Genomic DNA, 26,319 nt, shown 5'->3' on the forward strand with positions numbered 1-26,319 from the left:
GCAAAACAATGCTATTTCCACGTCGTCACTTCCATCGGGAAAAATCTAAGCAGCCTTTTTGGTAATGCGTCCCAAACTGCCATCGACTTCTAGCAATTCCCCATTCTCTACCCACTGTAGGGCACCCGGAATGTTAACCACCGTCGGAAGACCAAGTTCACGTGCTACAATGACACCGTGGGACATGGTCCCCCCAATTTCCATAACAAGTGCGCCAGCCCGCAAAAACAACGGTGTCCACGAAGGGTCGGTAAAGGGTGCAACCATTACATCCCCCTGCCTCATAGCCTGTCCCTTTTCAGGAGACTGCAATACCCTGGCAACACCTTGGTACTGACCTGGAAAAGCTCCAAATCCAAGTAGCTCAGTTCCTGTTAACGGCTCAACAATCTGTTGTACAGGTTGTTGCCCAGGCTCCTCAGTATAAACATCAGCAACAGTTTCTTTAGCCCATAAATCGTGCTGGTTCCGTCGAGATTCGATCAATTCCGTAAGCCCTCTACCATCCCAAGTTCGCTCAAGTAGGGCACGAAGCTCCTGAAAAGTAATCCAGCACAAATCATCTGCGGTTTGAAGGCTCCCTTCCAAAACCATACGTCGCCCCATTTCCATAACCAATCTTCGGACCGGCTCCATAAAAGCAACAATCGCTGACTTCACTCGCTCTCTCAATGCCATACCCGCACGGGCTTGTTCTCCAGCAGCAATTAGTGCCTTACGCCCTCGTGCTGACAAGTTATCCAGCATACGCTTAAGATCATCATCGAGCAGAGAGCTTTCTGAAACCTCTTTTCCGTGGACCATTAGAAACTGAATTTGTTCAAACAAAAAGCAAGGGGATTCACTCCACCGAGGATACCGCATATCCAGTTCACCAACCCCTCGATGTCCATAGAGATCAAGATAATCTCTCAAGGCTGTTTCAAAGGCACCATCGCCAACCTCAATCGGCAATTCGTTACTTTGAAGAATATCCATAGCCTTTGGGTCATTTCTTGCTATTTCGGCAAGAGAACGAAGGCAAATCGCATGCTCAGCACTATCCATCTGCCCACCCCCACTCAATAAGGCATGGGCAAGCCTTCTATCTTTTTCTGATGTAAGCTTGTTCACTTGCTGCTCAAAGAGGAAAAGCTTGAAACCGCAATAATTCGCACCCTTGGCAAAATCAGGCATAAAAGCCTGTGTATCCTTAACCCAGCACCACAGGTCCTCAACGAGATCCTCTTCACTCCATTCCGTCAGATCGCGGTCACGAAAGGAACGAACCCTTTCAAAAATAACGGCGCTTGTTTCTTCCAACTGCTTGTCAGCGCCACTTAACAATAACATAACCCGTATACCGCGCCATATACGGTTGATTTTTACAAGAAGCCTTTCATTATCTGGCAGAGCGATAGAGGGTTGATGCCCACCAAGATTACGATTTGAATCATCCGGACTTTGACCATATCCGTCATACCAAAGCCATTGGAGCTCTGATAAATTGGCATAACATCGTCCGCTAATACGCTTGATTGTATGAATTCCCGGGGGCACCCTATATCCCGTATAATTCGGGATCATATGCAGCATTCTGGGAATCTCTGTTTCAAGAAAACTCCAGCTCATAGGGCAAGGTATTTCAGCAAGAACTTCCTTGAAGTTGGCGTTACTCCAGATAACCGGATCAGTGGATAGTTTTGGTAAAGTTAAGTGCGGTACAGCTGTTACCGGACGAGCTTGCACAAAATACAGCTCATCCCCCTTAAAAACCCACTCCGTATCATAGCCAATATCTCCATCCCCCATTGTCCAATGTAATCGTATGAGGTGTTCAGCCAAAATTTCTAATTGCAATGCGCTCAAAGGGCCACCATCAACAACAGACGTCGATAAATCGTCACGAGAAATTTCATAACGGCACCCCTGTACCTGACCATTTACCAACTCGACAGCCAAACCCGTGACGGCCTCAACAATCATAAGATCTCGACGCCCCGAAACCGGATCAATGGTAAAAGCAACACCAGACTTCGTTGCCACGTTTCCCCCGACCATCTCACAAAGAGTAATCGCCATGGAAACACCCAGGATATCAAACCCCATATGCAATCGATAAGCCACAGCCGCAGGAGTCCATAAAGAAGCAAAGCACTGTTTAATCGCAAAGATCAGCGCATCAGTTCCTGTGACAGAAAGAACGGATTGATGTTGTCCGGCAAAGGATGCAAAAGCTCCATCTTCTCCAACAGCAGACGAGCGCACAGCAAGATCCGCGTCCTGCAAGTCATACTCAGAGAGACCTGCCTCAAGCTCTGTTATGAAAGTTTTCGGCAATTCTGATTTGAGAATAATTTCATGTATTGTCTCAATCAAAATGAGATCATCTGGTTTCGACTTCAGGTCCTTCAGCAGGTCTTCTGGCAAAGCTGCCTCAATCACTTCCTGATATAGCCCATTTGTCAGTGCCAGCGTTTTGGGGATCTTAAACCCATAGCGATCAAGCTTTGCTAAACCCCAGCTTTTGCCCCCAACAATATCTGTTCCACGGTCAAAGGCCTCTCCCAGTGTAAGGATAAAACCACTCATAACTTAACTCCCTCAAGAAAAAGCGATGCTGATTGCTGCGCCCACAGAGAAAGGTTTGCGGAATCGGGGCGGGCAAACCACACAAACAGCCCTTGATAAAGCATCCCAATAAACATCAATGACAAATTCATGGCCGGAATATCTTCGCGAATTTCACCCCTTTTCTGGCTCATCAAAAAAACGTCAGAAAGGAAGCTACGAAAAGACTCTGGATTATTCGGATCGGGTGGCATCGGCACGCCGCGCTCGTCATAGATACTGCTTAAAACTGCTCTCCCCAGCTTTGGATGTTGCTGGTTCCAGTCTGCAATTCCCTGTGCAATATCAGTCAACACATCTGATAGGGACCCGGCTTCTGATAGCCTCTCTCTTGCGCGCATTACCATCGGCTGTGCGGCACGTCGAGCCAACGCATGAATAACAGCATTCTTACTCGGGAAATTATAATAGAAGGTTCCCCGGGCAACACCGGACCTTTCAATAACCGCATCGACAGTAGCAGCCTCGAAAGAATCCTGATTCAAGATGCTTTCCATAGCATTCATGATTAAATCACGAGATTTAGGGCGCACATTTTTCTTTTCGGTCATGACAAGACTCCATTTAGACTTAAGTCTAAATTTGTACTATAGTCTAAAATAGTCAAGATGATTTTGTCAGAAAGATATACCCCCTGCAAAATTCTTCTTGCTCCGCATGCTTAGGATGAAAATACTTTTCCATACAATTTGGGGGTGAGTGAAATGTTATTACGAAGTTATAACGAAAGTGATCGAAAAGCGGTGATTGCATTTGTCGTAACAGGCAAACAAACCAACTACGTTGACCCCCTTGCAGAAACCCTGAGCACAACTGGGTTGTATCGGGAGAATTATGTCATCGAAGTCAACGGATTGATTATTGGCTTTTTCCAGATTGATTCCAAGACGAACAACCAGTGTATTCCTGATCATCTTGAGCTTCACGAAGTCATCATTGATAGCAAACATCAGAACCAGGGTTATGGAAAAGAGTTTCTCAAAGAACTATTCCCCTTTCTTAAAGAACAATACTCTGAAGCAGCTGGCGTATGTCTGACCGTGAACTGCAAAAATCATAGTGCCATTAACCTCTATTTGCGTTCAGGGTTTGCCGACACAGGCATGATAAAGGCCGAAGGGAGATCAGGACCACAGCACGTTATGAAAAAGGACCTAGCACGGCTAGATTAACACTGAAATGCTCAGCAAAAGCCAAGTCTCCGATACACAAAAAAAGGGCTCGGAAATAAATTTCCGAGCCCGGCAAGTACGACAGAGGAGGTGTTAAGGAATACCCTCAGCTTAGCTGAGGTGGTCCTTAATAAGCAGTTCAGCAATCTGAACTGCGTTAAGGGCTGCGCCCTTACGTAGGTTGTCAGCGACAACCCACAAACTCAGACCGTTATCAACGGTTGGATCAACGCGGATACGACTAACAAAAGTAGCATCTTCGCCTTGCGCTTCTTGCGGTGTGACATAGCCTTCGTCCTGACGATAATCGATCACCGTAATACCCGGTGTGTCTTTCAACGCTTCACGGGCCTGTTCAACAGTCACTTCTTTCTCGAATTCGATAGAAACTGCTTCGGAGTGGCCGATGAAAACAGGGACACGCACACAAGTTGCGGTTACCTTGATTTTTGGATCGAGAATCTTTTTGGTCTCGACCATCATCTTCCACTCTTCTTTGGTGTAACCGTCTTCCATGAAGACATCGATGTGTGGAATTACGTTAAAGGCAATCTGCTTGGTGAAGCATTCTTTTTTCACCGGATCGTTCACAAAAATCCCGCGCGTCTGATTAAACAGCTCATCCATGGCATCCTTACCAGATCCAGAAACAGCCTGATAGGTTGAAACAACCACACGCTTGATCAAACCAAGTTCATGCAACGGCTTTAGAACATGGACCATCTGAATGGTAGAGCAGTTCGGGTTGGCAATGATGTTGCGCTTTTTATAGCCGGCAAGTGCTTCCGGGTTCACTTCCGGTACGATCAAAGGAACATCCGGGTCCATGCGGAAATGGGACGTGTTATCGATCACAACAGCACCAGCCGCAGCTGCTTTTGGTGAATACTCTGCAGAAACAGCGCCACCTGGGGACGACAACACAATATCGATACCCTTGAAGTCAAAGTTAGCAAGATTTTGAACTGTGAGTTCGCCCTCTTCACCAAAAGATACTTTGGTACCTGCTGAACGGCTGGAAGCAAGAACCGTGATATCATTGATATCGAACCCGCGCTCGGACAGAGTTGTTAGAACTTCACGACCTACGGCGCCTGTTGCGCCCATTACTGCAATCTTGTGACCCATGGCTTTAGCCTATGCTCTTTCATTTACTGGCCCAAAGGACCGGTTTAAAAAATCTTCTCATCCTGACCACTTTTGAGTAGTGACAGAAGCCCTAAAGAAAAAGGGCCGCCCCTCAATGGGACGGCCCTTTTATTAGCCTTTATTCCCGAGAGGGTTTACCTACTGCCGCCCATCTTAACCTTCATGGTTTTGACAGGCGTGGTGGTAATCGTGGTCCATGTCGTTGTTGCAACTGGACGCGCAGCAGTGAACGCACGACGAAGAGACTTCGCAGTGTGTGCAGCGCGCGGGGCCATATGTGCAACGTTATTAGACATAAACTCTATTCCACTCGGGATTTAACTCGGGCGTAAACGTAATCAGCTTTATCTCATCGGTCAACAATGAAATTTCTGGATTCTCTTGTTTGTACAACAAAAAGCCTCCCTACAAATTCACGCCACTATTAACTTAGGCAGCCTGCTCATCCAAAGCGCGAAGGAGAGCCTCGCCCATGCCTTCGGTAGAAACGATTTCACAGCCAGCAGCCATAATGTCGCCAGTACGCTTGCCAGATGCCAGAACTTTGTTCACAGCATTTTCGATCAGGTCGGCTTCATCGCCCATATCGAAGGAGTAGCGCAGGTTCATTGCAAAGGAGAGAATAGTTGCCAGCGGGTTGGCTTTGTTCTCACCAGCAATATCAGGCGCAGACCCGTGTACTGGCTCGTACATTGCTTTGCGACGACCAGCCTCATCTGTTGCACCCAAAGATGCGGATGGCAGCATACCCAGGGATCCAGTCAACATTGCTGCTGTATCAGACAACATGTCACCAAACAGGTTATCAGTCAGGATAACATCGAACTGTTTTGGCGTACGCACCAACTGCATTGAACAGTTATCGGCATACATGTGAGACAGTTCAACATCGTCAAAGCCTTCACCATGTAACTTGGTCACTTCTTCACGCCACAACAGCCCTGATTCCATGACATTGGCTTTTTCAACAGAACAAACCCGGCTGTCGCGTTTGCGCGCGAGATCAAAGGCAACCTCTGCAACGCGGCGAATTTCAGATGTTGTGTAAACCTGCGTGTTGATACCACGACGCTCACCATTGCCAAGATCTTCGATCCCGCGTGGTTCACCGAAATAAACACCGCCGGTTAGTTCACGCACAATCATGATATCCAGACCGGAAACCAGTTCAGGCTTGAGGGACGAGGAATCAACCAAAGCATCAAAACACAGCGCCGGACGTAAGTTGGCAAAGAGTTCCATTTCCTTACGCAGACGCAAAAGACCGCGTTCTGGCTTGATAGAGAAATCAAGATTGTCCCATTGAGGACCACCCACAGCACCTAACAATACGGCATCGGCTTCCATCGCCTTGTCCATTGTTTCATCAGCCAGGGGAACACCGTGTTTGTCAATCGCAGAACCACCGACCAGGTCTTCGTCGATATCAAAGGTCACTGCACGACGTTTGTCCATCCAATCAACAACGCGACGTACTTCGCGCATCACTTCAGGACCGATTCCATCCCCGGGGAGAATCAATAGATTTTTATTTGATGCCATGTTTCTTCTTCCGAATTTAACAAAGAGAAGACTGGCAATTGCCAGCCTTTCTATAACCACAGACTCTTGAGGTAATCTCAATAATACTTCAGAGCCTCTTCACAAAAAAATGAGGGCCATAAACGACCCCCATCAAAATATTACAACCAAGGTTGCGTCGCTTTACGCTTGTTCTCGAACATATCAATATGCGCAGACTTTTCAAAAGTCAGGCCAATATCGTCCAGACCGTTCAACAAACAATGTTTGCGATGGGCATCAACCTCAAAGCTGATTGTGCCGCCATCTGGACCTTTGATTTCCTGAGTTTCCAAATCAACGGAAACCACAGCATTGGAACCGCGTTTAGCATCATCCATCAACTTGTCCACATCTTCCTGTGGCAAAGCAATCGGCAAGATACCGTTCTTGAAGCAGTTGTTGTAGAAGATATCCGCAAAGCTTGGTGCAATAACGCAGCGAATCCCCTGATCCAACAAAGCCCACGGTGCGTGTTCACGGGAAGAACCACAGCCGAAGTTATCGCCTGTTACCAGAATTTGCGCTTCTTTATAAGCAGGTTCATCCAGTACAAAATCAACGGGATTACCGTCTTCATCCGTACGCAATTCGTAGAACAAACCAGCTTTCAGGCCCGTCCGCTTAACAGTTTTCAAAAACTGCTTAGGGATAATCATATCCGTATCGATGTTCACCAATGGCAAGGGAGCCGCCACAGAGGTGAGTGATGTAAACTTATCCATTCTCTGTAATCCTTTGCTTAGTCGTATTTGCGAACATCATCAAAATGACCTGCGATAGCAGCAACCGCCGCCATAGCCGGGCTTACCAGATGCGTACGTCCACCGCGGCCCTGACGGCCTTCGAAGTTACGATTTGATGTAGACGCGCAACGCTCGCCCGGTGACAAACGGTCAGCATTCATCGCCAGACACATGGAACAACCGGGTTCACGCCAATCAAAGCCAGCTTCGGTAAAGATCTCATCCAGACCTTCTTCTTCCGCCTGAATTTTAACCAAACCAGATCCGGGAACAATCATGGCATAAACGCTATCGGAAACCTTACGGCCTTTTGCGATACGTGCCACTTCGCGTAAGTCTTCAATGCGACCGTTGGTGCAAGATCCGATAAAGACTTTATCAATGGCAATATCTTTGATCGCCTGACCTGCTTTGAGATCCATATACTCAAGAGAACGCTCAATTGCAGATTTTTTGTTTTCGTCACGCCCATCAGATGGCGCAGGAACAACCGCTGAAATACCAACCACGTCTTCCGGCGATGTGCCCCAGGTAACCTGTGGTTCGATATCTGCGGCCTTAATGATAACTTCCTTATCATAAGTCGCACCTTCGTCAGAAGGCAGAGTTTTCCAGTACTCAACAGCCTGTTCCCAGTTACCCGCTTTCGGGGCCATTGGGCGACCTTTGATATATTCAAATGTTGTCTCATCAGGAGCAATCAGACCCGCGCGCGCGCCAGCTTCAATTGACATGTTACAGATCGTCATACGGCCTTCCATGGAAAGCTTGCGCATGGCTTCACCAGCATACTCAATCACATAACCTGTACCACCCGCAGTACCAATCACACCAATAATGTGCAGCACCATGTCTTTCGCGGTAACACCTGGCAGCAAATCACCTTCGACAGTGATGCGCATTGTTTTGGCTGGTTTCTGGATCAGCGTTTGCGTCGCCAGAACATGTTCAACTTCGGATGTACCGATACCAAAGGCAAGAGAACCGAATGCACCGTGCGTCGCCGTGTGACTGTCACCACAAACAATTGTCATGCCCGGCAGAGTGAAGCCCTGCTCTGGGCCAATAATGTGTACAACACCCTGACGAACATCATCCATACCAAAAAGCTGCACGCCAAACTCTTCACAGTTACTGGAAAGCGTTTCAACCTGAATACGACTTTCTTCGTCGGCAATTCCCTGTGCGCGACCAGATGTTGGTACGTTGTGATCGGGAACAGCAAGTGTGTTTTCCGGGCGGCGAACTTTACGGCCAGCCATACGAAGTCCTTCAAAGGCCTGCGGGCTTGTGACTTCGTGTACCAGATGGCGATCAATATAAAGCAAACAGGTGCCGTCTTCCTGACGGTCAACCAGATGGCTATCCCAAATCTTTTCGAAAAGGGTACGCGGGTTACTCATCCTAACATCGTCCTCGTATATTTAACTGCGTATTTTGGGGCGGCCATTCCTGCCTAAACAGGTCCTGACGACGAGGCTGAACCTCTAACAGCGGCCAAGCAGTCTTCTTACTAGTTTCGCGCGGAGCATAGCGCTTCCGCAGTGCGGCGAAAAGTCCTTTAGAACGATTGAATCTGTTTTTATGACGATTCTATAAGAAAATTTCACTTTTTGACTGTAAATCACATACTTTATACAGAGCTCAATTGTTCAACTTTCAAAAAATCGCTATTTTTATGCTCTGCTCTCCTCACGGGAAAAGTGAGTTCTCTGTGAGGAAAAATTGGTGCAAGAACATATAATTACCCGACATTCTCACGATCATTGACCATTTATGCCACAGGATTGTTACTGGACGAACACTCACCAAATGGCCTCAGTCTGCCCATAATAAGTACATAAGTTCATGACAATGTGTTTTCAAACTAGGTTTTCACTTAGGTTTTGGCAAAAAATGGGAGTTCATTTATATGGCCAGTTTTACACAGAGATTCTCCAGGCAACTGGCTGTGCCCCTGGCCCTGATAATACTGGTGTTCACCAGTGGCTTCAGCCCCTTCGAGTCGCTTTTTGCTCCAAGCTCAAACCTTATCCCTCGTTGGGCAGACTTTAGTGCGGAGAGCACAGAAGCGGTCAATCAAAATGAATGGAACGTCTTCATCCAGAAATACCGTGAAGAAAACTATGACGGTATCGCGCGGATCGCCTATCACAGAGTGAGCTTTAATGACCAACTGGCGCTCAAGGAGCATCTGAAATACCTGCAAAACATCAAAGTCAGCAATCTTAACAGAGACCAACAACTTGCCTATTGGGTTAATCTCTACAATGCGGCAACCGTAAATCTGATTCTGGAACACATGCCTGTAGAAAGTATCCGGGATATCAATATTTCCCCCGGACTATTTGCATCAGGCCCATGGGGGAAAAAGATTCTCCGCATCGAAGGTGAGAAAGTCTCTCTTAATGATATCGAACACGGTATTCTGCGCCCGGGCTGGAAAGATCCACGTATTCACTACGTGCTCAACTGCGCATCTTTGGGCTGCCCTGACCTGCCAAAAGAAGTCATCACTGCGGCAGAATATGATGCCCAACTAACGGCTGCAGCCCGACGCTTCATTGATCACCCACGTGCCGTAAACATCGGCGATAATAACGAGGCGGTTGTTTCCAGTATCTATGTCTGGTTCAAAGAAGACTTTGGCGGCAGTGATGCATCGGTACTGGATCACCTGCGTACTTACGCATCGAAAGAACGTCAAAAAGAGCTCATGAAAATCCGCTCTATCGACAACCATACTTATGATTGGGACTTGAATTCTGTTCCTGTTGTCGCCACTGCCTCAACTGGATCTTAATAAGTCTTTCTTGTCATCAGCACAGACTTTCCCCTGAGGATCTGCATAAACAAAAGAGGGTGCCATTAGGCACCCTCTTTTGTAACTCCTGATCGACGAGAAAGCTCTTCGTCGACAGTCTCGAACCGCTTACTTTTTAGCAGCGGCCTTAGCAGCAGCTTTATCAGCGCGATCCGCAGCAGCAGCTTTACCAGCAGCACCGGTTGTTTTTTCTGCGATACGTGCAGATTTACCACGACGGCCACGTAGGTAGTAAAGTTTCGCACGACGCACATCACCGCGACGAACCAACTCGACTGAATCAACACGTGGGCTGTAAAGTGGGAATACACGCTCAACGCCTTCACCGTAAGAAATCTTACGAACAGTGAAAGAAGAGTTCAGACCAGCATTTTTACGTGCGATACATACGCCTTCAAATGCCTGGATACGCTCGCGTGTACCCTCAACAACTTTTACGTTTACGCGGACGGTATCACCAGCAGCAAACTCGGTAACTTTTTTGCCATCTGTAAGTTTGGCAACCTGATCAGCTTCCAGCTTCTCGATTACATTCATGTTTCTATCCTCTACCATTCTATTGGGGCCAATGACCCGTTTAACTTTTCAACGGACCTATCGGCCCAGTTTGGTATCGTTACGTTTATCCAGGTACTTTTCCCATAAATCCGGGCGTCGTTCCCTGGTAATCTTTTCCGCCTGTTCCTGGCGCCACTGCTTTATCTTTCCATGGTGACCAGAGGAAAGAACCTCGGGCACCTTGCGATCTTGCCATTCGGCAGGTCGCGTATAGAGCGGATATTCCAGCAACCCAGTTTCAAACGATTCTTCGTCTGCGGATTCCTTGTTTCCCATAACCCCCGGCAATAACCTGATGACAGCATCCATAAGGATTAATGCCGCCTGTTCACCACCGGACAGGATGTAATCACCAACCGAAACCTCTATCACTTCACGCGCGTCCAACACCCGCTGATCGATCCCTTCGTAACGCCCACACAAGAGAGTTACCCCGGGTCCTGCCGCTAACTCTTTGACCAGTTTCTGGTCCAAAAGCCGTCCGCGCGGCGAGAGATAGATAACCGGACCGGCATTGCCAGCCACAGAGTCCAAAGCTGCATCAACAATATCAGGACGCATTACCAAACCAGCACCTCCCCCAAAGGGGATAGCATCAACAGTACGGTGTTTATCATACGCAAAATTGCGAATGTCCACCCTTTCCAACTCCCAGATCCCTTTTTCAAGGGCCTTGCCCGCCAGGGATAATCCCAGTGAGCCCGGAAACATTTCCGGATGGAGCGAAAGTACTGTTGCTTTCCAGTTGGCTGTCACGCTATCCAACATCCTGTCGAGCAACCCGGTTTGAAAGACATGGAAAGAAGATCACAGATCTTGATCCCTAGTCTTCCCGACCCAGAACAACTTCGGGCATATCAACTACGATACGTTGCCCTTCGAGGTCCACAACCGGCACAGAGCTTTCAGTAAAGCTGACCATTTCCGATTGTCCACTATCACTGACAAATTCAAGAATATCCCCAGCGCCAAAATCGAAGACACCTTTTACAGTACCAAGAGCCACTCCCTGAGCGTTCTCGACCTTAAGGCCTACGAGATCAGAATAGTAATATTCGTCGTCTTCTGTCAGTTTCGGTAGAAGATCACGGTTAACATACAATTTTGTTCCTCGCATTTCTTGGGCGCGATCACGATCTTTCACACCCTCAATTCGCGTAAGAACAGTACCCTTGGCCTGGCCTGTTACGGTAATTTTGAGACGGTTGCCCGCATCATCCGTCACCGGTCCAAATGCCGCCACGTCTTCAGGAATTTCGGTGTAGCTTTTGACCTTCACACCACCACGCACTCCGTGCGCGCCAGCGATCACACCTACACAAATTCTATCTTCGTGGTTTGAAGCCATGAGCTAAGAAATCCTAAGTTCGCCGAATTACTCAGCTGCGCTTTCTTCAGAAGCTGCAGCAGCTTCTTCAGCAGCTGCTTCTGCAGCCATACGCTTTTCTTCCAGACGCTCTTTTGCTTTCGCTTTCATCTGGTTTTTCTTGGTCTGTTCTGGAACAGCACGCTTTTCAGCGAGACCAAGATTACCTAGGAAACGCGCAACGCGATCTGTAGGCTGAGCACCAGTTGACAACCAGTATTTAGCGCGATCTTCGTCCAGGATCAGACGCTCTGGGTGGTCTTTTGGTACCATTGGGTTATAGGCGCCAATCTTTTCGATGAAGCGACCATCACGTGGAGCGCGAGCGTCCGCAACTACGATACGGTAGTATGGACGTTTTTTGGCGCCGCCACGGGCTAGGCGAATTTTTACAGCCATTTCAGTTCCTCTTGTTAAACACTAAACTTAATAATACTCAATTTATTCAGAAGCACTCTTTCGCAGGTTTCCCTTATTTAGGAAAACCCATCCCAGGAGGCATCAGGTTTTGCAACCCACCCCGCATCATGCCTTTCTTGCCCATCTTCTGGACCTTCTTCATCATGCGGGCAGCTTCCTGCTGTTGCTTTAGAAGCTTGTTCACATCCTGAACCGATGTCCCGGAACCATTCGCAATGCGGGTTCTCCGCTTTGCCTTGATAACTTCCGGTTTTTCGCGTTCATGAGGTGTCATGGATGAAATGATGGCCAATTGACGATTGATAATCTTGTCGTCGACCTTGGCATCTTTCAGTTTCTTCATCTGGGCGGAATTCATACCTGGAAGCATGTTCAACAGGCTCGACATGCCACCCATTTTTTGCATTTGTTTAAGCTGAGACGCCAAGTCGTTCAGATCAAACTTACCCTTCTTCATTTTCTTGGCAAGTTTAGCAGCTTCTTCCTCTTCAAAGGATTCAGCAGCTTTTTCAACCAAGGAAACCACATCGCCCATACCCAGAATACGAGAGGCAACACGGGAAGGGTGGAAATCTTCTAGCTCTTCAAGCTTTTCACCGACACCGATCAACTTGATCGGACAACCGGTTACAGCGCGCATGGACAAGGCCGCGCCACCGCGAGCATCACCATCCATACGGGTCATCACGATACCGCTCAGACCAATTTTCTGATTAAAAGTATCAGCAACATTGACTGCATCCTGACCGGTCATCGCATCCGCAACCAGCAATGTTTCTGCTGGCTTGGCCGCATCCCGGACAGTTGCGACTTCGGCCATCAACTCTTCGTCGATAGCCAGACGCCCTGCCGTATCGAGCATTACAACATCGAAACCTTCGAGTGCACCAGTCTGAACAGCACGCTTAGCGATAGCCACAGGCTGTTCACCAGGCACAATGTTCAAGGTTCTCACGCCAATCTGCGCACCAAGGACAGCGAGCTGTTCTTGTGCTGCTGGACGGCGAACGTCGAGAGAAGCCATTAAGACTTTCTTGCGTTCTTTTTCGTTCAAGCGTTTAGAGATCTTAGCCGTAGATGTCGTCTTACCGGATCCTTGCAGACCGACCATCATAATAACGGCTGGCGGTGTCACTTGTAGATTAAGGGCAACGTGATCAGCCCCCAACATCTCGCTGAGCTGATCGTTGACGATCTTTACAACCATCTGACCCGGGGTCACGGATTTCAGAACATCCTGCCCGACAGCTTCAACCCTTACCTTTTCGATAAAGTCTTTGACCACAGGCAACGCCACATCAGCTTCAAGCAAAGCAACACGCACTTCGCGCAGAGCAGCTGTAACATCAGCCTCGCTCAATGCACCACGGCGCTTCAGCTTGTCAAAGACTGATCCCAGACGATCCTGTAAGCTATCGAACATACTGTTCCTCTTTTCCTCAATCATCCAGCCAACATGGCTGAAAACGGTAATCACAAAGGCCAAACGCAATTTACGCCAGTGCGCGATACTCGCGGACTGGCGGAGCTCCTTAGAGCTTATGCACTTAACTTTTGCAGATATTTGAGCGGAACGTATAAAAAACCCACGTGAAGGTCAAGCTTTTTCAGCGACTCAGTGCAATCGGAGCCACGTTTTCTCTCTTGCTGGAGTCGCCAAGTGTCATACTGACAAGAAATACAATCACTCGTCAGTTGCCATTTACCTCGCCCCGTCTAATTATAGGCCACAAATAAATAACAAGAAAACAACGGCTTCTGATACCCGAATGCGGATTTCATACCCCAGTTACAACAAGAACACATCCGTTTCGGGCGAAGATTCGGCATGTTAGAAGTTAAGGTAAAAACACAGCCAATCAGAAAACTGTATGACTATTGGCTCAGCAAGGCTTCTCCGGACAAATTACCGGCCAGGCACGATATAGATCCTGCTGAAATGGCTGATTTTCTTCCGCATCTAATATTGCTTGATGTACAAACGTCACCACTTGACTTTCGATACAGGTTGATTGGCACCCATATCTCAGCCTATCTAAGGAATGATCACACCAATCATTGGATGAGTACTCTGGACCATCAAAAACCCCCGAGCAGGATATGGGACAACTGCAAACAAGCCGTTGAAACAGCGCAACCAATCTACCCAAGTACTCCCTATGTCGGCCCCAAAAAAGATATCGTTGAGATGGAAGACCTTATTCTTCCTCTTGCCAGGGACGGTGTAAATGTTGACATGCTGCTGGTCGGCGTCACATACACAAGAAAATCAGCCCCCTGATTTAACAACCTGATAAGAAGTCCTCTGTTTCTGCAGTTTCTTTAGAGGCTTTTAAATAGACAGTTTTCTCTCTATCTTATAACTCATTAAACAATCCGATACCTTTGGTGGCGAAGAACGCCGATAAATGACGTCATAAGAGAGCACACGATGAACGGTAGATCCTTTGTGAAAATGCACGGCCTGGGTAACGACTTTGTTGTCATTGATGCCCGGAAAGAAGCATTCACACCGACAGAAGATCAATCACGTTTGATCGCCGATCGCCGATTTGGCATTGGTTGCGACCAGTTTATCGTTATAGAAAAAAGTCAGAATCCTGATGCCAATGCTTTCATGCGGATAAAAAATGCCGATGGCAGTGAAGTCGGCGCCTGTGGTAATGCCACCCGCTGCATTGCATCTATACTCATGAGCGAAACTGGTCAGGATACAGTTACCGTCGAAACTTTGGCGGGCCTCCTACAGGTCAGTAAAGAAAAAAATGGTTTGATCACAGCCAATATGGGACCCGCTCTCCTAGACTGGAAAGATATCCCTCTCTCGGAAGAAAGAGATACTCTCAATACTGGCATCAAACTTCCCCCGTTACGTAACCCTGTTTGCGTGAATATGGGGAATCCACATGCCGTATTCTTTGTTGAAGATGCTGAAGCTATCGAGCTAGAAGCCTTGGGGCCTAGGCTAGAACATCATCCCCTTTTCCCAGAACGAGCAAACATCAGCGTTGCCTCTTTGATTGGCGAAAATCACATTCGCCTGCGTGTTTTTGAACGTGGCGTAGGCATAACTTCGGCCTGCGGCTCTGGCGCCTGTGCAGCCGCTGTCGCAGCAGCCAGACGGGGCCTGACAGATAGACAAGTCCAGGTCGACCTTGATGGCGGCCCTCTATACATACATTGGCAAGAAAACGGGACCGTCCTCATGACAGGACCGGTTTCAAAAGCTTTCGAAGGGCACATCGCACCAGAGTTATTACAAAGTCCTCATTAACACTTTCCAGATAACAGCACCCTCCACTATTACTCATATTTTAATGTAGATCCAATGCCACGCATCCTACTTCTGTTTATCGTTGCCACCTTCTTATCTGCCTGTCAGACAACCAAACCAGATAAAATCGAAGATCCTTATGGAGCCTTTGCAGTTGGCAATAGCTTTACTCCTATTCGGGATGCCGACTTCTCAAAGGAAATGAAACGGAACATTCCCAATCCGGAAAGTACAATCCTTTTTATCTATAATCATGGCACGAGTAATGGCGGACATGGGCAGAAGTGCTATCCAGAATCAATTCCGTCATACGCCCGTGCGATTGTACGCCAACACGATAACACAGTGATTTTTTATCTATGTTCACAGCAAGTCAGCGGTAAAAAACCCGGCGAAGCACGCTATTTCAAAAGGAGCGTAGAACTGGAACTCCTTTTAGAGAGATTCAAACGCCATGGGATTACACCAGACAGAGCTTTTTTACTCGGTCATTCCGGTGGAGCTTCAACCACCTTAGTGGCGGCAGCAGATATTCCAAATTCATTCAACGGGTTCATCATCTCCGCACCGGGATATGGCTATGCCTATACAGGTGAAAGCAAAGAATCAGATGACTTGGCGCCTTATTACCAGATATGGAAATCCACCGTCGAGCAAGCAACAGAGAAGCCCGGCCTGGTTTATTCCTTTAAGGGTGATAAAATTGCGCCTCCTGAAGATCTGAATTTCATGAAGGAAATGAGCAACATCACATTGCTTGTACAAACCCCGGAAGATTGTGGCATCTCTGACTTTCATGGGTATCCCTGGAGCCGATGTTTCAGAGAAAAAGAAACACCCAAAATCTGGCAGTATATTCAACAACGTATATCTGCCGTTCAAAATCAGGTTTCGAATAACACAAACTAGCCTTTGCCTCGCATAACTGAGTTGCAAAGCCGTTGCTGGACAAGGCTCGGATCATCGTTCATAAAGCGATCATGACAAAGAATCTGACAGATCCAAAGATTGTTACTTTTGGTTGCCGGCTTAATACCTATGAGTCCGAGGTAATGCGTCAGCATGCCCGCGAAGCCGGATTGTCAGATACCATTATCTTTAATACCTGCGCTGTCACCACCGAAGCAGAACGTCAGGCCCGGCAAAGCATTCGCAAAGCTCGCCGTACAAACCCCGATGCAAAAATCATTGTCACCGGATGCGCCGCCCAGATTAACCCCGATCTCTACGCCGGGATGACAGAAGTTGATCATGTTATGGGCAATGAAGAGAAGCTAAAGCGCGAGAGTTTCGATCTGGATCCCAACGCCAAAGTTTCCGTTAATGATATTATGGAAGCCAAAGAAACGGCAGCTCATCTCGTTCACGGCTTTGAAGAACATACGCGTGCATTTGTTCAAATTCAGCAAGGCTGTAATCACCGCTGTACTTTTTGTATTATTCCTTTTGGCCGCGGCAATAACCGCTCGGTTCCCATTGGCGCGATTACAGAACAAGTAAAAACGCTTGTTAACAATGGTGTAAAAGAGGTCGTGCTGACCGGGGTTGATATCACAGATTACGGCCTGGATCTGCCCGGACACCCCACACTCGGTCAGATGACGCGCAGACTATTGGCACAAGTTCCTGAGCTTAAACGCTTAAGACTTTCGTCTCTTGATCCTGTTGAAATAGACGAAGACACCTATCGCCTGTTCGGTGAAGAGCCACGAATCATGCCCCACCTGCATATTTCGTTGCAGGCCGGTGACGACATGGTTCTCAAACGGATGAAGCGTCGACACTTGCGACAAGACGTTGTCGACATGGTTGTCAAAGCCCGGGAACTACGCCCAGATGTTGTTTTTGGTGCAGACATTATTGCAGGCTTTCCAACTGAAACCGATGAAATGTTCGAAAACACCTATCGTCTGGTCGAAGAACTTGGCCTGACCTATCTGCATGTTTTCCCCTATTCAGAACGCCCGGGAACACCCGCAGCAAAAATGCCTCAGGTACCCGGAAATCTTCGTAAAGAACGTGCAGCACGTTTGCGTAACGCCGGACAAAAAGCAGAAAACCTATTCATGCAGGGCAGAGTAGGCAGCACATCGCAAGTTCTGATTGAAAAGAATGGATTTGGACGAACCGAACACTACGCTCCTGTACAAATTGAAGCCCTTGAAGGGGATCTTTCCGGACAGGTTGTTCCTGTGTACATTGCCGATGTTCGTGATGGAAAGTTACTCGCATACCCACTGGGAACAGACGCAGCAAATACTGCCCGAGCACAGCTATCCAACCAATAACCTGTCATAAACACCACAACATGAGTGATATCCCAAATGAGTGAAGATAAGAAAAAAGGTGGCTGGTTTTCCCGTCTGAAAGCTGGACTTAGCCGCTCCTCCTCTAAATTGGGTGAAGGTATTGGCGGTATATTTACCAAAAAGAAGCTGGATGATGAAAGCATTGAAGAGCTCGAAGAGCTTCTGATTACGTCTGATCTCGGCGTTGCAACGGCAACTCGGCTAACAAGTAATCTGGCCAAAACCCGATTTAATAAAGATGTTGAACCACAGGAAATCTCAGAAGCTCTAGCTGCAGATATCGCAACAATACTAGAGCCTGTAGCGACACCTCTTGACGTTGATAAATCCAGATCTCCCCACATCATGTTGATGGTAGGTGTCAATGGCAGCGGTAAAACCACGACCATTGGCAAGCTGGCCACCCAATACAAGGCTCAAGGCCTAAATGTTATGCTCGCCGCGGGTGATACGTTCAGAGCAGCAGCAATTGAGCAACTCCAAATCTGGGGAGACCGCACAGGCTGTCCAGTCGTTGCCAAAGAAACCGGTGCAGATGCCGCAGGTCTTGCCTATGAAGCTATCGAACGTGCAAGGGCTGAAAATGCTGATGTTGTTCTCATTGATACAGCCGGGCGCCTGCATAACAAATCCGACCTGATGTCAGAGCTCCAGAAAGTTATTCGCGTCATAAAAAAACTGGACGAGAACGCACCTCACGACGTGGTCTTGGTTCTTGATGCAACAACTGGTCAAAATGCTGTTTCTCAAGTAGGCACCTTTAAAGAGCTCGTGGATGTGAGTGGTCTGGTAGTCACCAAACTGGATGGCTCAGCACGTGGGGGAATTCTTGTCGCCCTGGCTGAAAAATTCGGGCTACCCGTTCACGCAATCGGCATCGGCGAAACAGCCGATGATTTACGCCCCTTTACAGCAAAAGATTTTTCACGCTCTCTTATGGGGCTAGATAACATCTAAGCCACAGCTGATCCTTAATGGGAAGATAATGAAAAGTACTGTTTTTCTGCTCAAAAAAGCTCTTGGTCCAATTTGTACTGTTTTTTGTGTTGCCATAACACATCCAGAAGTAAGTTATGCTGAACAGAGTAAACAACTCGATTCAAATGAAATGATCAGGGAATACGGCAAGATTGCTACCGGCCTTGCTCTCGAAGAGAGGTGCCTGCTGCTTTCCCCAGCAGAAACCAGAGAATATTACTGGCAACAATATTTACTGGACTATTCTCTCAACAAAATTTTCACCAACACACCTGTCCTTAATATGGTCAGGGGGACAGCCTATCAAACATCCAGAGATGAGCGTTTCAAATGTGATAAGGAATCACAGGATTTCATACAAAACTCTCTGCAAAAAGCACGTGACCTGACACAGCAACTAACAGGGCAAACTTTTGAACTAAATGTCAGTGATAAAAAATTCGATGAAGAACGAATTAATATTGTCGCAGCAGCAGCCGGGACAAATTCTGTCTGTAATCATCTGTTACCCGAATACGAAGAACAATTGAGAGTTGGATACAAAGCCCTAAATGATGCTCTGCAAACAAGATACCCGGATGCTTCAGACACGTCTGTTACCGATGCTTCCTACACTACTGCAGCATCCCAAGGGAAAGATACTTGCGGAGAAAAAACCAAACAGCAGGCACTCCAGGGTTGGCAACTAACCAGAATGTTGATGCAACAATTCCGTTTGGCATTTGCCTCAAAGGAGCCTTAGGTTATACGCTAAAGCATCCTTTGAGAGTTAATGATATCTATGACTTTTGTCGGCATCGCGCTTGTGACAACACACAAATCAGCTCAAACATCAAGTTGACACCAACGATTGCTGTCCCCCCCGATTGATCAAATGGCGGAGAGACTTCGACCAAGTCCGCACCAATCAGATTCAAGTCACCAAGCGACCTAATCATCACCTGCGCATCAAACGGTGTGTAGCCACCAATTTCGGGCGTACCTGTACCCGGAGCATAGCACGGATCTAACGCATCAATATCAAAAGTCACATAAGTTCTTTGATCTCCAACCACACGATGAATTTCCTTGATAACCTCTTGGATACCAAGATCAAAGTACTCCTCAATGGTAATGACTCTTATACCAACCTCTTGTGCATATTCTTCATCAGAACGGTCATAGCGTGATCCTCGGATTCCGACCTGAACAACCCGCTTAGGATCCAGCAATTCCTCTTCTATAGCACGACGGAAAGGCGTGCCGTGGGTCAGTTTACTACCGCCAAAATAACTGTCGTTCACATCCATATGAGCATCAAAATGTACCATCCCCACAGGCCCTGTATCCGCAACAAGTCCACGAAGTATCGGCAGTGAGATCATGTGGTCACCGCCGGCGACCATTGGCATGACCCCAGCTTCACGTATATTCGCCATATAGTCCGTGACACGTTGCATCGTCATATCAAGATCAACAGGGTTCACTTTTACATCGCCAAAATCAGCAATCCGGCAGTCATCAAAAGGCGCAACCCAGGTTGCCCCGTTATATCTGCGAATAAGGCTCGACATGTCCCTGAGTTGACGAGGGCCATGACGCGTGCCAGGACGATTGGTAACACCTGCATCCCAGGGAATGCCAATAATCCCGATATCATACCCTGTAAAATCAGTAACGTGCGGCAACCTCATAAAGGTTGCAATACCGCTAAACCGTGGCAAATCCATTCCATCAGGTGGTAACTCAGTAAGATTGCTCATCACTTGCCTCTCAAAATAAAAACTCGCCTTTAGTGTGATCTCAGGAGTAACTTAAAGAAATTACAAAATAACAAAGTTTACTTTGAGAAATATCAAATTATGAAACTAGATACTCTGGACCTCCGCCAACTCCGTGTATTCCTGACCGTAGCTGACTGCGGTGGCTTCTCTCAAGCTCAAGCCGAGCTTAACATCAGTATATCGACAATCAGTATTCAAATGTCCGATCTCGAAACACGACTTGGCATGCGACTATGTCAACGGGGGCGAACAGGGTTCTCATTAACAAGAGAGGGCGAACGTGTTTATAACGCCGCCAAAACGCTTTTTAATCAGATTGATGGCTTCACCAATGAGCTTCACGATCTCCGCCAAGAACTAAGTGGTAAACTTTCACTGGGCATTACTGACAACCTGATTACTCATCCAAATTCGTCAATAGCACAAAGCCTGCACGAGCTATTCAATTTGGAAGGAAAAATAGAAACCACAATCAATATTCTGCCCCCTAACCTCTTAGAGCGAGAAGTCCTTGATCAACGTTTGGATATTGCAATTGGCGCCTTCCCAAAACACTTGCCAGGTCTTCACTACCAACCGCTCTTCACTGAAAATCAAATCCTTTATTGCGGTTCCAGGCATCCCCTTTTCCATATCAGCACGGATAAGCTCAAGCCTCAGGATTTAACAGATTACAGAATTGCTCAGCGTGGCTATACAGCAGGTCGCCCTCATCCTTCAAATATCAAAACAATAGGTTCCGGCGCATTATCATATCAAATGGAGGGACTTGTTTATTTGGTGCTTTCGGGGCATTTCCTTGCCCATCTTCCAGATCATCTCGCCCAGAAATGGGTTGAGAGTGGAGAAATGAAAGCACTGAATCCTCAAGAACTAGGTTATCAATCAACTTTTGAATTAGTTGCTCGGGCGGGCACACACCCTTCCCCTGTTCTTGATGCTTTTAAGAAATGTTTTGCAGAAAGTCTGAATAGAGAACGAAAGAGGGGGACTTAACTACAGTAAAGCCCCCTATTAAATAAGTGTATCAAATTTTGGAAGGCTTATGCTTCTCGAATTTGATGGATGAAATCATCAACCTGTGTATTAAGCATTTCTGATTGCTTAGACAGTTCGGATGCCGCGCTCAGTACATCCTGTGCAGCGCGTCCGGTTTCCTCGACACCGCTTGTCACATCTGAAATCGTTGAAGATACTTCGCTGGTAGCCGTCGCAGCCTCTTGAACATTGCGTGAAATCTCTAGCGTCGCGGCGCCCTGCTCTTCAACAGCCGCAGCCACAGAAGCCGTAATCTCATTTATTTGCTCAATAGTACCTGTAATTTTGCCGATTGAATCAGCCGCCGTATCTGTAGCTCCTTGGATACCGGTTACTTGATGCGCAATTTCGTCTGTTGCTTTGGCTGTCTGTGTTGCGAGACTTTTCACTTCACTGGCAACGACAGCAAAACCTTTTCCCGCATCTCCAGCCCGTGCAGCCTCGATCGTCGCATTCAATGCCAGCAAGTTCGTTTGCTCCGCAATATCTGAAATCAACTTGATAACTTCACCAATTTTGGTTGAAGCATCTAACAAGCCAGAAACCTGCTGGTTAGCATCTTCAGCTCTTGCTACTGCATCGCCTGCAATACTTGTGGATTGGCTTACCTGACGGCTGATTTCATTAATTGAACTCGAAAGTTCTTCTGCTGCTGCCGCGACAGTCTGAACGTTGCCTGTCGCATGCTCTGATGCAGAGGTTACCGCCACAGCCTGTTGTGACGTATTCCCGGCGGTAGACTGCATCCCTTCGGATGTACTTCTCATCTCTGTTGCCGCCGATGATACTGTCTGAACAATCCCTTTCACTTCGCTCTCAAAGCGGTCAGCAAGCTCTACCATGGCCTGACGCTTTTCTTCTTCATTTCGCTTTTCAGCTTCCTTGCGTTCTTCTTCCAGCTTCTTAACCGCAACAGCATTATCGCGGAAGACTAGAACCGCCTTGGCCATATCAGCAATTTCATCATGACCACTCGCACCTCTAATCTCTGCGTCGAGGTTACCATCAACCAATTCCTGCATAGAGGATGTAATCGACTTCACCGGGAAAATTACCCGTACAGCAACAATCCAGAAAGACACGAGACCGGCAACAACACCGATTGATAAAATAATTAATGCCGCGACCATCCGGTTCCAGCTTTCAGTTGCTGCCGCATTCGCCAACTCCCCCGAGGTAACAGTCGTCACATCAACAAGATCCCAAATCGGACTGATCGCTTTCTCAGAAGTCTTCGACCATTCTGTTTCATCAACAGGATAGTCATCTCCGCGGATACCCTTCTTGAAGACAGCAGCACGCAGGCCTTCGTATTGATCCTCACTAAAGAAATCAGCCTCCAATTCAGCCATCACACCCGTGATTTTTTCAGCGGCATCTGGCTTGTGCGAATAGGCCAGAAAATCTTGCCAGGCATTCTCGACACGTCCACGATCTGTGTAAAAGTTCTTTAATCGTGTTCCGCGAAGCTTCACTTTCTTGGAAATAGCATAAGCCAGACCAGCTTTTTCACGACTGGCATATTCGCTCATCACCCAAGCGCTTTCTTTTAATCGCTGAACCATTGTGAAATTCGGGCCCGATTTCTCAGGCTGGAAGGAAGACCTTTCCCGCAGCATTTTTGACGCCATGATCATATCTGTAATGGCGGGTTCAGCCGCTGAACCAACTTTGCGATCTCTTTGGAACTTAGGGACAGAGACATATATATCGATATTAGGACGTATTTCTACCAATGCCGCATGGGTCGCCTGTACAGATTCCAGAACTGCCGCCTTATCAGCAAAATTCGCGTTATTTTCTAACCAGGAAAATGCTTCGAGATAACTTACGTCAGCTTGTTGCCGAGCAGTGATAATATCTTTTTGTCCTGCATCCGTAATCTCTTTACTCGATGCAATTGCAACAGATGTTAAAGCACGCTCTTCGGCCCAAAATTTAGCGGCCAAAATCAGCTGCCCTTCAACCCGATTATATTCCAATGTTGTCTGTGCGTCTTGATAATCCTGCCAGTCTTCTAAAACTGACGTTGCAGCTTGGTAGATCACAAGTCCGGTTAAGATTAAAGCAACAGCATACAGACTGTTACGGATTGTGAGGGCTTTAGACAACATTTACTCGAACTCCATAGCATAGCGATTCAGGATCGCGCGAGACATGAAATGCGAAGATAAAGGCTGAGACTTTAACAACTAGCTAATAAATATCTATATGTGGGAATATTTATCACAAAACTTGAAAAAAATATAAAATCTGTCAAATTTACGACAAATCAAGCCAAATATACAACAAATCTATGTCATCCATAGCTAAAATCTATGTTTGGGTTTGCTGCTTAAAAAGAGCCCTAAAATTCCTCTAAATCATCCCTCTGAATCAAGGGGGTTAGCAAAGGGTGGAAACGCACTTTGATCGCGAATGGAATGGTACTGATTAAGTGCCCATACTACTGTTGGGAAAGCTAAATCCGGCCATGGAATATTTTGCCAATCAAAAAGCATAACTTCCTGACTTTCCGGTCCAGCAGATACTTCGGGGCTAGAAAGTTTTGCTCGGTATATTATTTGAATTTGACTAATACGGGGAAGAGAATAAACCGCGAGAACTTGATCAATAGTCAGCTTTGCCCTTGCTTCTTCCCAGGCTTCTCTTGCAGCCCCATCTTCAGCCGTTTCATTAAGCTCCAGATAACCAGCAGGAAGTGACCAATATCCACGCCTGGGTTCGATTTCTCTTTTCACCAAAAGGACTTTTTCGTCCCACGTGGCAACAACCCCGACAACGATTTTGGGGTTTTCATAGATAACATAATCACAGGTATCACAAACTATTCGTTCCCGGTCATCCTGACCAGGGATTCGACGGGAAAAAGACGCATCAGGGGGAATATGTAAATGATCATCGTTACTCATATCATCAGCATGTCTGCGCCATGACTTGAGAGCAAGAAAAATTACACCTTCCAAGCACTACAAGCGTTTTGATAAATGAACCCCAGCCAACATACAGCGGACTGAGCCTCCCGCTTTCTCTATTGTTGGAATAGCCAAGGTCACAATGGGAAGGCACTGTTCAATCTGAGTTATCTGTTCACCACTCAAAGCCCTATAGGCTGTCTCTGACATCACAAGAAGCGGGCCATTTGCGCCTTGAACTTCCAACATATTTCCCGAAAATGAAGCAACTTGCTCCTCGGAAAGTTCAAGAATTTTCCGTCCCGTATCTTTAAGCCTTCTCATCAACGTTGCTCTATCACCATTGTCCCGCACCAATTCTGCACCAACGAGGACAAGCTCACTTGCAATACACATCAAAACATTTGTGTGATAGACGGCATGACCTTTACTATCAACAGCCTCAAAAATTATGGGCTCATAGTTAAACTGCGAGCAAAACCGTTCCAGTAAAATCGGATCAGATCGTCGGGATTTACATACGTAGGTTACGCGCTCTATGTGATCCAGAACCATTGCCCCTGTCCCCTCAAGAAACAGCCCATCCTCCTCAAACCCTGAATAATCAACAATGTCTTGAACACGGTAGTTTTTCTTAAGCAACTCGATGATATCTGTACGACGTTCTTTTCGCCGGTTTTTTGCAAACATCGGATAAATAGCAACACGTCCGCCTGCGTGCGTCGAAAACCAGTTATTTGGGAAAACTGAATCAGGCGTTTGGCAGCTTTCATCTTCAAAAACATGAACTTTTACACCATGCGATCTCAGCACCTTAATAACATTAGATACTTCATGATAGGCCTCAACTTTGTCTTCCTGCCCTGCACCCGCCATCTTGTCCTGAAAGCTGTTATCTACAGCCGTTTCAGGGTTTGCAACAAAATGATGTGGCCGTATAACAATGACGGCCACCGGCGTTTGAGGACTACTCCTCACATGACGAGGCGATCCATCAGGGGCAGTTAACAACGACATATCTTTAGTTTCCTCTATCTAATAAAGTACTCTGCTCAAGCAATTTGTTCGGATTAGAAGAAGAATTTAGAGGGTAGAAAATTTAATTAATATGCCAATTATCTACAAATATTTACATATTTTTGTACATATTTTATACTCAAAATATAAATTAGCTAAAAACTCACTTTCATATGCATAAATTTGATTCGCTGGACCGGGAAATAATCGCCATCTTAAGAAAAGATGGTCGCGCACCGCTTTCTAAACTTTCAGAAATTCTAGGTGCATCAAGAGGTACGATACAGAACAGGTTGGATCGACTTTTAAATTCTGGCGCTCTGTTGGGGTTTACCGTCAGGGTAAGAGAAGATAGCGAGCCTGATCTAATCAAAGCAATCATGTCGATAGAAGTAATGGGAAAATCAACAACCCAGGTCATTCAGAAGTTAAGAGGAATGCCAGAACTGGTAAAGCTGCATACAACGAATGGCAACTGGGATCTCGTCGCAGAAATACAGGTATCAAGTTTACAGGAGTTCGATACTGTACTGCGAAATGTGCGGAGTATCGATGGAATTCTTAACAGCGAAACCAGCCTGCTTTTGAGCTCTGTTTAAATAAATGAAAACACGCACAGC

Annotated in this window: 26 protein-coding genes; 10 read left to right on the forward strand and 16 right to left on the reverse strand. The window is 46.9% G+C overall.

The window, feature by feature from the left end:
• Positions 1 to 45: 45 nt before the first annotated feature.
• Positions 46 to 2,571 carry a PEP/pyruvate-binding domain-containing protein gene (locus BKB51_RS15110; protein ID WP_085901950.1) on the reverse strand — a complete coding sequence of 842 codons (2,526 nt, stop codon included), beginning with the start codon at positions 2,569 to 2,571 and terminating at the stop codon, positions 46 to 48.
• Entirely contained in the window at positions 2,568 to 3,161 is a 594-nt protein-coding gene (locus BKB51_RS15115) for a TetR/AcrR family transcriptional regulator (protein ID WP_085901951.1), read from the reverse strand. The genes BKB51_RS15110 and BKB51_RS15115 overlap by 4 nt, the downstream gene beginning before the upstream one ends.
• 153 nt (positions 3,162 to 3,314) lie before the next feature.
• On the opposite strand from BKB51_RS15115, the gene BKB51_RS15120 reads away from it, so the two are divergent.
• Positions 3,315 to 3,782: a GNAT family N-acetyltransferase gene (locus tag BKB51_RS15120; protein WP_085901952.1), complete on the forward strand. Its 468-nt coding sequence runs from the start codon at positions 3,315 to 3,317 to the stop codon at positions 3,780 to 3,782.
• Positions 3,783 to 3,893: 111 nt separating this feature from the next.
• Here the strand turns inward: BKB51_RS15120 and BKB51_RS15125 are convergent, their stop codons facing one another.
• From BKB51_RS15125 to leuC, 5 genes are all read right to left on the reverse strand, one after another.
• The gene (locus BKB51_RS15125) at positions 3,894 to 4,910 is read right to left on the reverse strand and encodes an aspartate-semialdehyde dehydrogenase (protein WP_085901953.1); all 1,017 of its coding nucleotides are present in this window, start codon (positions 4,908 to 4,910) and stop codon (positions 3,894 to 3,896) included.
• Between the two features lie 155 nt (positions 4,911 to 5,065).
• Positions 5,066 to 5,227, reverse strand: a complete 162-nt coding sequence (locus BKB51_RS20770) for a hypothetical protein (protein WP_158090248.1) — start codon at positions 5,225 to 5,227, stop codon at positions 5,066 to 5,068.
• Positions 5,228 to 5,360: 133 nt separating this feature from the next.
• Positions 5,361 to 6,473: a 3-isopropylmalate dehydrogenase gene (leuB, locus tag BKB51_RS15130; RefSeq protein WP_085901954.1), complete on the reverse strand. Its 1,113-nt coding sequence runs from the start codon at positions 6,471 to 6,473 to the stop codon at positions 5,361 to 5,363.
• A 140-nt stretch (positions 6,474 to 6,613) separates the two neighbouring features.
• Positions 6,614 to 7,216 carry a 3-isopropylmalate dehydratase small subunit gene (leuD, locus tag BKB51_RS15135; RefSeq protein ID WP_085901955.1) on the reverse strand — a complete coding sequence of 201 codons (603 nt, stop codon included), beginning with the start codon at positions 7,214 to 7,216 and terminating at the stop codon, positions 6,614 to 6,616.
• A gap of 17 nt (positions 7,217 to 7,233) precedes the next feature.
• Positions 7,234 to 8,640, reverse strand: a complete 1,407-nt coding sequence (gene leuC, locus BKB51_RS15140) for a 3-isopropylmalate dehydratase large subunit (protein WP_085901956.1) — start codon at positions 8,638 to 8,640, stop codon at positions 7,234 to 7,236.
• Between the two features lie 509 nt (positions 8,641 to 9,149).
• Between leuC and BKB51_RS15145 the strand changes: the two genes are divergently transcribed.
• Positions 9,150 to 10,040, forward strand: a complete 891-nt coding sequence (locus tag BKB51_RS15145) for a DUF547 domain-containing protein (protein WP_085901957.1) — start codon at positions 9,150 to 9,152, stop codon at positions 10,038 to 10,040.
• A gap of 129 nt (positions 10,041 to 10,169) precedes the next feature.
• On the opposite strand, the gene rplS is transcribed toward BKB51_RS15145, so the two are convergent.
• From rplS to ffh, 5 genes are all read right to left on the reverse strand, one after another.
• Positions 10,170 to 10,598, reverse strand: coding sequence for a 50S ribosomal protein L19 (rplS, locus tag BKB51_RS15150; RefSeq protein WP_085901958.1), 429 nt, complete (start codon positions 10,596 to 10,598; stop codon positions 10,170 to 10,172).
• Positions 10,599 to 10,655: 57 nt separating this feature from the next.
• Positions 10,656 to 11,387, reverse strand: a complete 732-nt coding sequence (gene trmD / locus BKB51_RS15155) for a tRNA (guanosine(37)-N1)-methyltransferase TrmD (RefSeq protein ID WP_085901959.1) — start codon at positions 11,385 to 11,387, stop codon at positions 10,656 to 10,658.
• 55 nt (positions 11,388 to 11,442) lie between these two features.
• Positions 11,443 to 11,967, reverse strand: coding sequence for a ribosome maturation factor RimM (gene rimM, locus BKB51_RS15160; RefSeq protein WP_085901960.1), 525 nt, complete (start codon positions 11,965 to 11,967; stop codon positions 11,443 to 11,445).
• Between the two features lie 27 nt (positions 11,968 to 11,994).
• The gene (gene rpsP / locus BKB51_RS15165) at positions 11,995 to 12,384 is read right to left on the reverse strand and encodes a 30S ribosomal protein S16 (RefSeq protein WP_085901961.1); all 390 of its coding nucleotides are present in this window, start codon (positions 12,382 to 12,384) and stop codon (positions 11,995 to 11,997) included.
• 73 nt (positions 12,385 to 12,457) lie between these two features.
• Complete coding sequence (ffh, locus tag BKB51_RS15170; RefSeq protein ID WP_085902083.1) at positions 12,458 to 13,828, reverse strand: signal recognition particle protein; 1,371 nt, start codon at positions 13,826 to 13,828, stop codon at positions 12,458 to 12,460.
• Between the two features lie 405 nt (positions 13,829 to 14,233).
• On the opposite strand from ffh, the gene BKB51_RS15175 reads away from it, so the two are divergent.
• The 6 genes from BKB51_RS15175 (at position 14,234) to BKB51_RS15200 (ending at position 19,708) form a co-directional block, all read left to right on the forward strand.
• Positions 14,234 to 14,686, forward strand: a complete 453-nt coding sequence (locus tag BKB51_RS15175) for a PAS domain-containing protein (protein WP_085901962.1) — start codon at positions 14,234 to 14,236, stop codon at positions 14,684 to 14,686.
• A gap of 150 nt (positions 14,687 to 14,836) precedes the next feature.
• Positions 14,837 to 15,679: a diaminopimelate epimerase gene (gene dapF / locus BKB51_RS15180; RefSeq protein WP_085901963.1), complete on the forward strand. Its 843-nt coding sequence runs from the start codon at positions 14,837 to 14,839 to the stop codon at positions 15,677 to 15,679.
• A gap of 54 nt (positions 15,680 to 15,733) precedes the next feature.
• A complete protein-coding gene (locus BKB51_RS15185) occupies positions 15,734 to 16,588 on the forward strand; it encodes an alpha/beta fold hydrolase (RefSeq protein WP_085901964.1) in 855 nt (284 codons plus the stop codon).
• Between the two features lie 71 nt (positions 16,589 to 16,659).
• Positions 16,660 to 17,967, forward strand: a complete 1,308-nt coding sequence (gene mtaB, locus BKB51_RS15190) for a tRNA (N(6)-L-threonylcarbamoyladenosine(37)-C(2))-methylthiotransferase MtaB (protein ID WP_085902084.1) — start codon at positions 16,660 to 16,662, stop codon at positions 17,965 to 17,967.
• A gap of 36 nt (positions 17,968 to 18,003) precedes the next feature.
• Entirely contained in the window at positions 18,004 to 18,945 is a 942-nt protein-coding gene (ftsY, locus tag BKB51_RS15195) for a signal recognition particle-docking protein FtsY (protein ID WP_085901965.1), read from the forward strand.
• Between the two features lie 28 nt (positions 18,946 to 18,973).
• Positions 18,974 to 19,708, forward strand: a complete 735-nt coding sequence (locus tag BKB51_RS15200; protein ID WP_085901966.1) for a hypothetical protein — start codon at positions 18,974 to 18,976, stop codon at positions 19,706 to 19,708.
• 37 nt (positions 19,709 to 19,745) lie between these two features.
• Here the strand turns inward: BKB51_RS15200 and speB are convergent, their stop codons facing one another.
• Positions 19,746 to 20,708 (reverse strand): agmatinase, encoded by a 963-nt coding sequence (gene speB, locus BKB51_RS15205; RefSeq protein WP_085901967.1) that lies wholly within the window; start codon positions 20,706 to 20,708, stop codon positions 19,746 to 19,748.
• Positions 20,709 to 20,807: 99 nt separating this feature from the next.
• Here speB and BKB51_RS15210 point away from each other — a divergent pair, with 99 nt between their 5' ends.
• The gene (locus BKB51_RS15210) at positions 20,808 to 21,725 is read left to right on the forward strand and encodes a LysR family transcriptional regulator (protein WP_085901968.1); all 918 of its coding nucleotides are present in this window, start codon (positions 20,808 to 20,810) and stop codon (positions 21,723 to 21,725) included.
• Positions 21,726 to 21,772: 47 nt separating this feature from the next.
• Here BKB51_RS15210 and BKB51_RS20990 read toward each other — a convergent pair whose 3' ends face one another.
• From BKB51_RS20990 to ctlX, 3 genes are all read right to left on the reverse strand, one after another.
• Positions 21,773 to 23,881, reverse strand: a complete 2,109-nt coding sequence (locus BKB51_RS20990; RefSeq protein ID WP_085901969.1) for a methyl-accepting chemotaxis protein — start codon at positions 23,879 to 23,881, stop codon at positions 21,773 to 21,775.
• Positions 23,882 to 24,130: 249 nt separating this feature from the next.
• A complete protein-coding gene (locus BKB51_RS15220; RefSeq protein ID WP_085902085.1) occupies positions 24,131 to 24,679 on the reverse strand; it encodes an NUDIX hydrolase in 549 nt (182 codons plus the stop codon).
• 57 nt (positions 24,680 to 24,736) lie between these two features.
• Positions 24,737 to 25,699 (reverse strand): citrulline utilization hydrolase CtlX, encoded by a 963-nt coding sequence (gene ctlX / locus BKB51_RS15225; RefSeq protein ID WP_085901970.1) that lies wholly within the window; start codon positions 25,697 to 25,699, stop codon positions 24,737 to 24,739.
• Positions 25,700 to 25,872: 173 nt separating this feature from the next.
• On the opposite strand from ctlX, the gene BKB51_RS15230 reads away from it, so the two are divergent.
• A complete protein-coding gene (locus BKB51_RS15230; protein ID WP_085901971.1) occupies positions 25,873 to 26,298 on the forward strand; it encodes an Lrp/AsnC family transcriptional regulator in 426 nt (141 codons plus the stop codon).
• Positions 26,299 to 26,319 lie beyond the last annotated feature (21 nt).

The sequence above is a fragment of the Kiloniella majae genome (assembly GCF_002118315.1).
Taxonomy (GTDB): domain Bacteria; phylum Pseudomonadota; class Alphaproteobacteria; order Kiloniellales; family Kiloniellaceae; genus Kiloniella; species Kiloniella majae.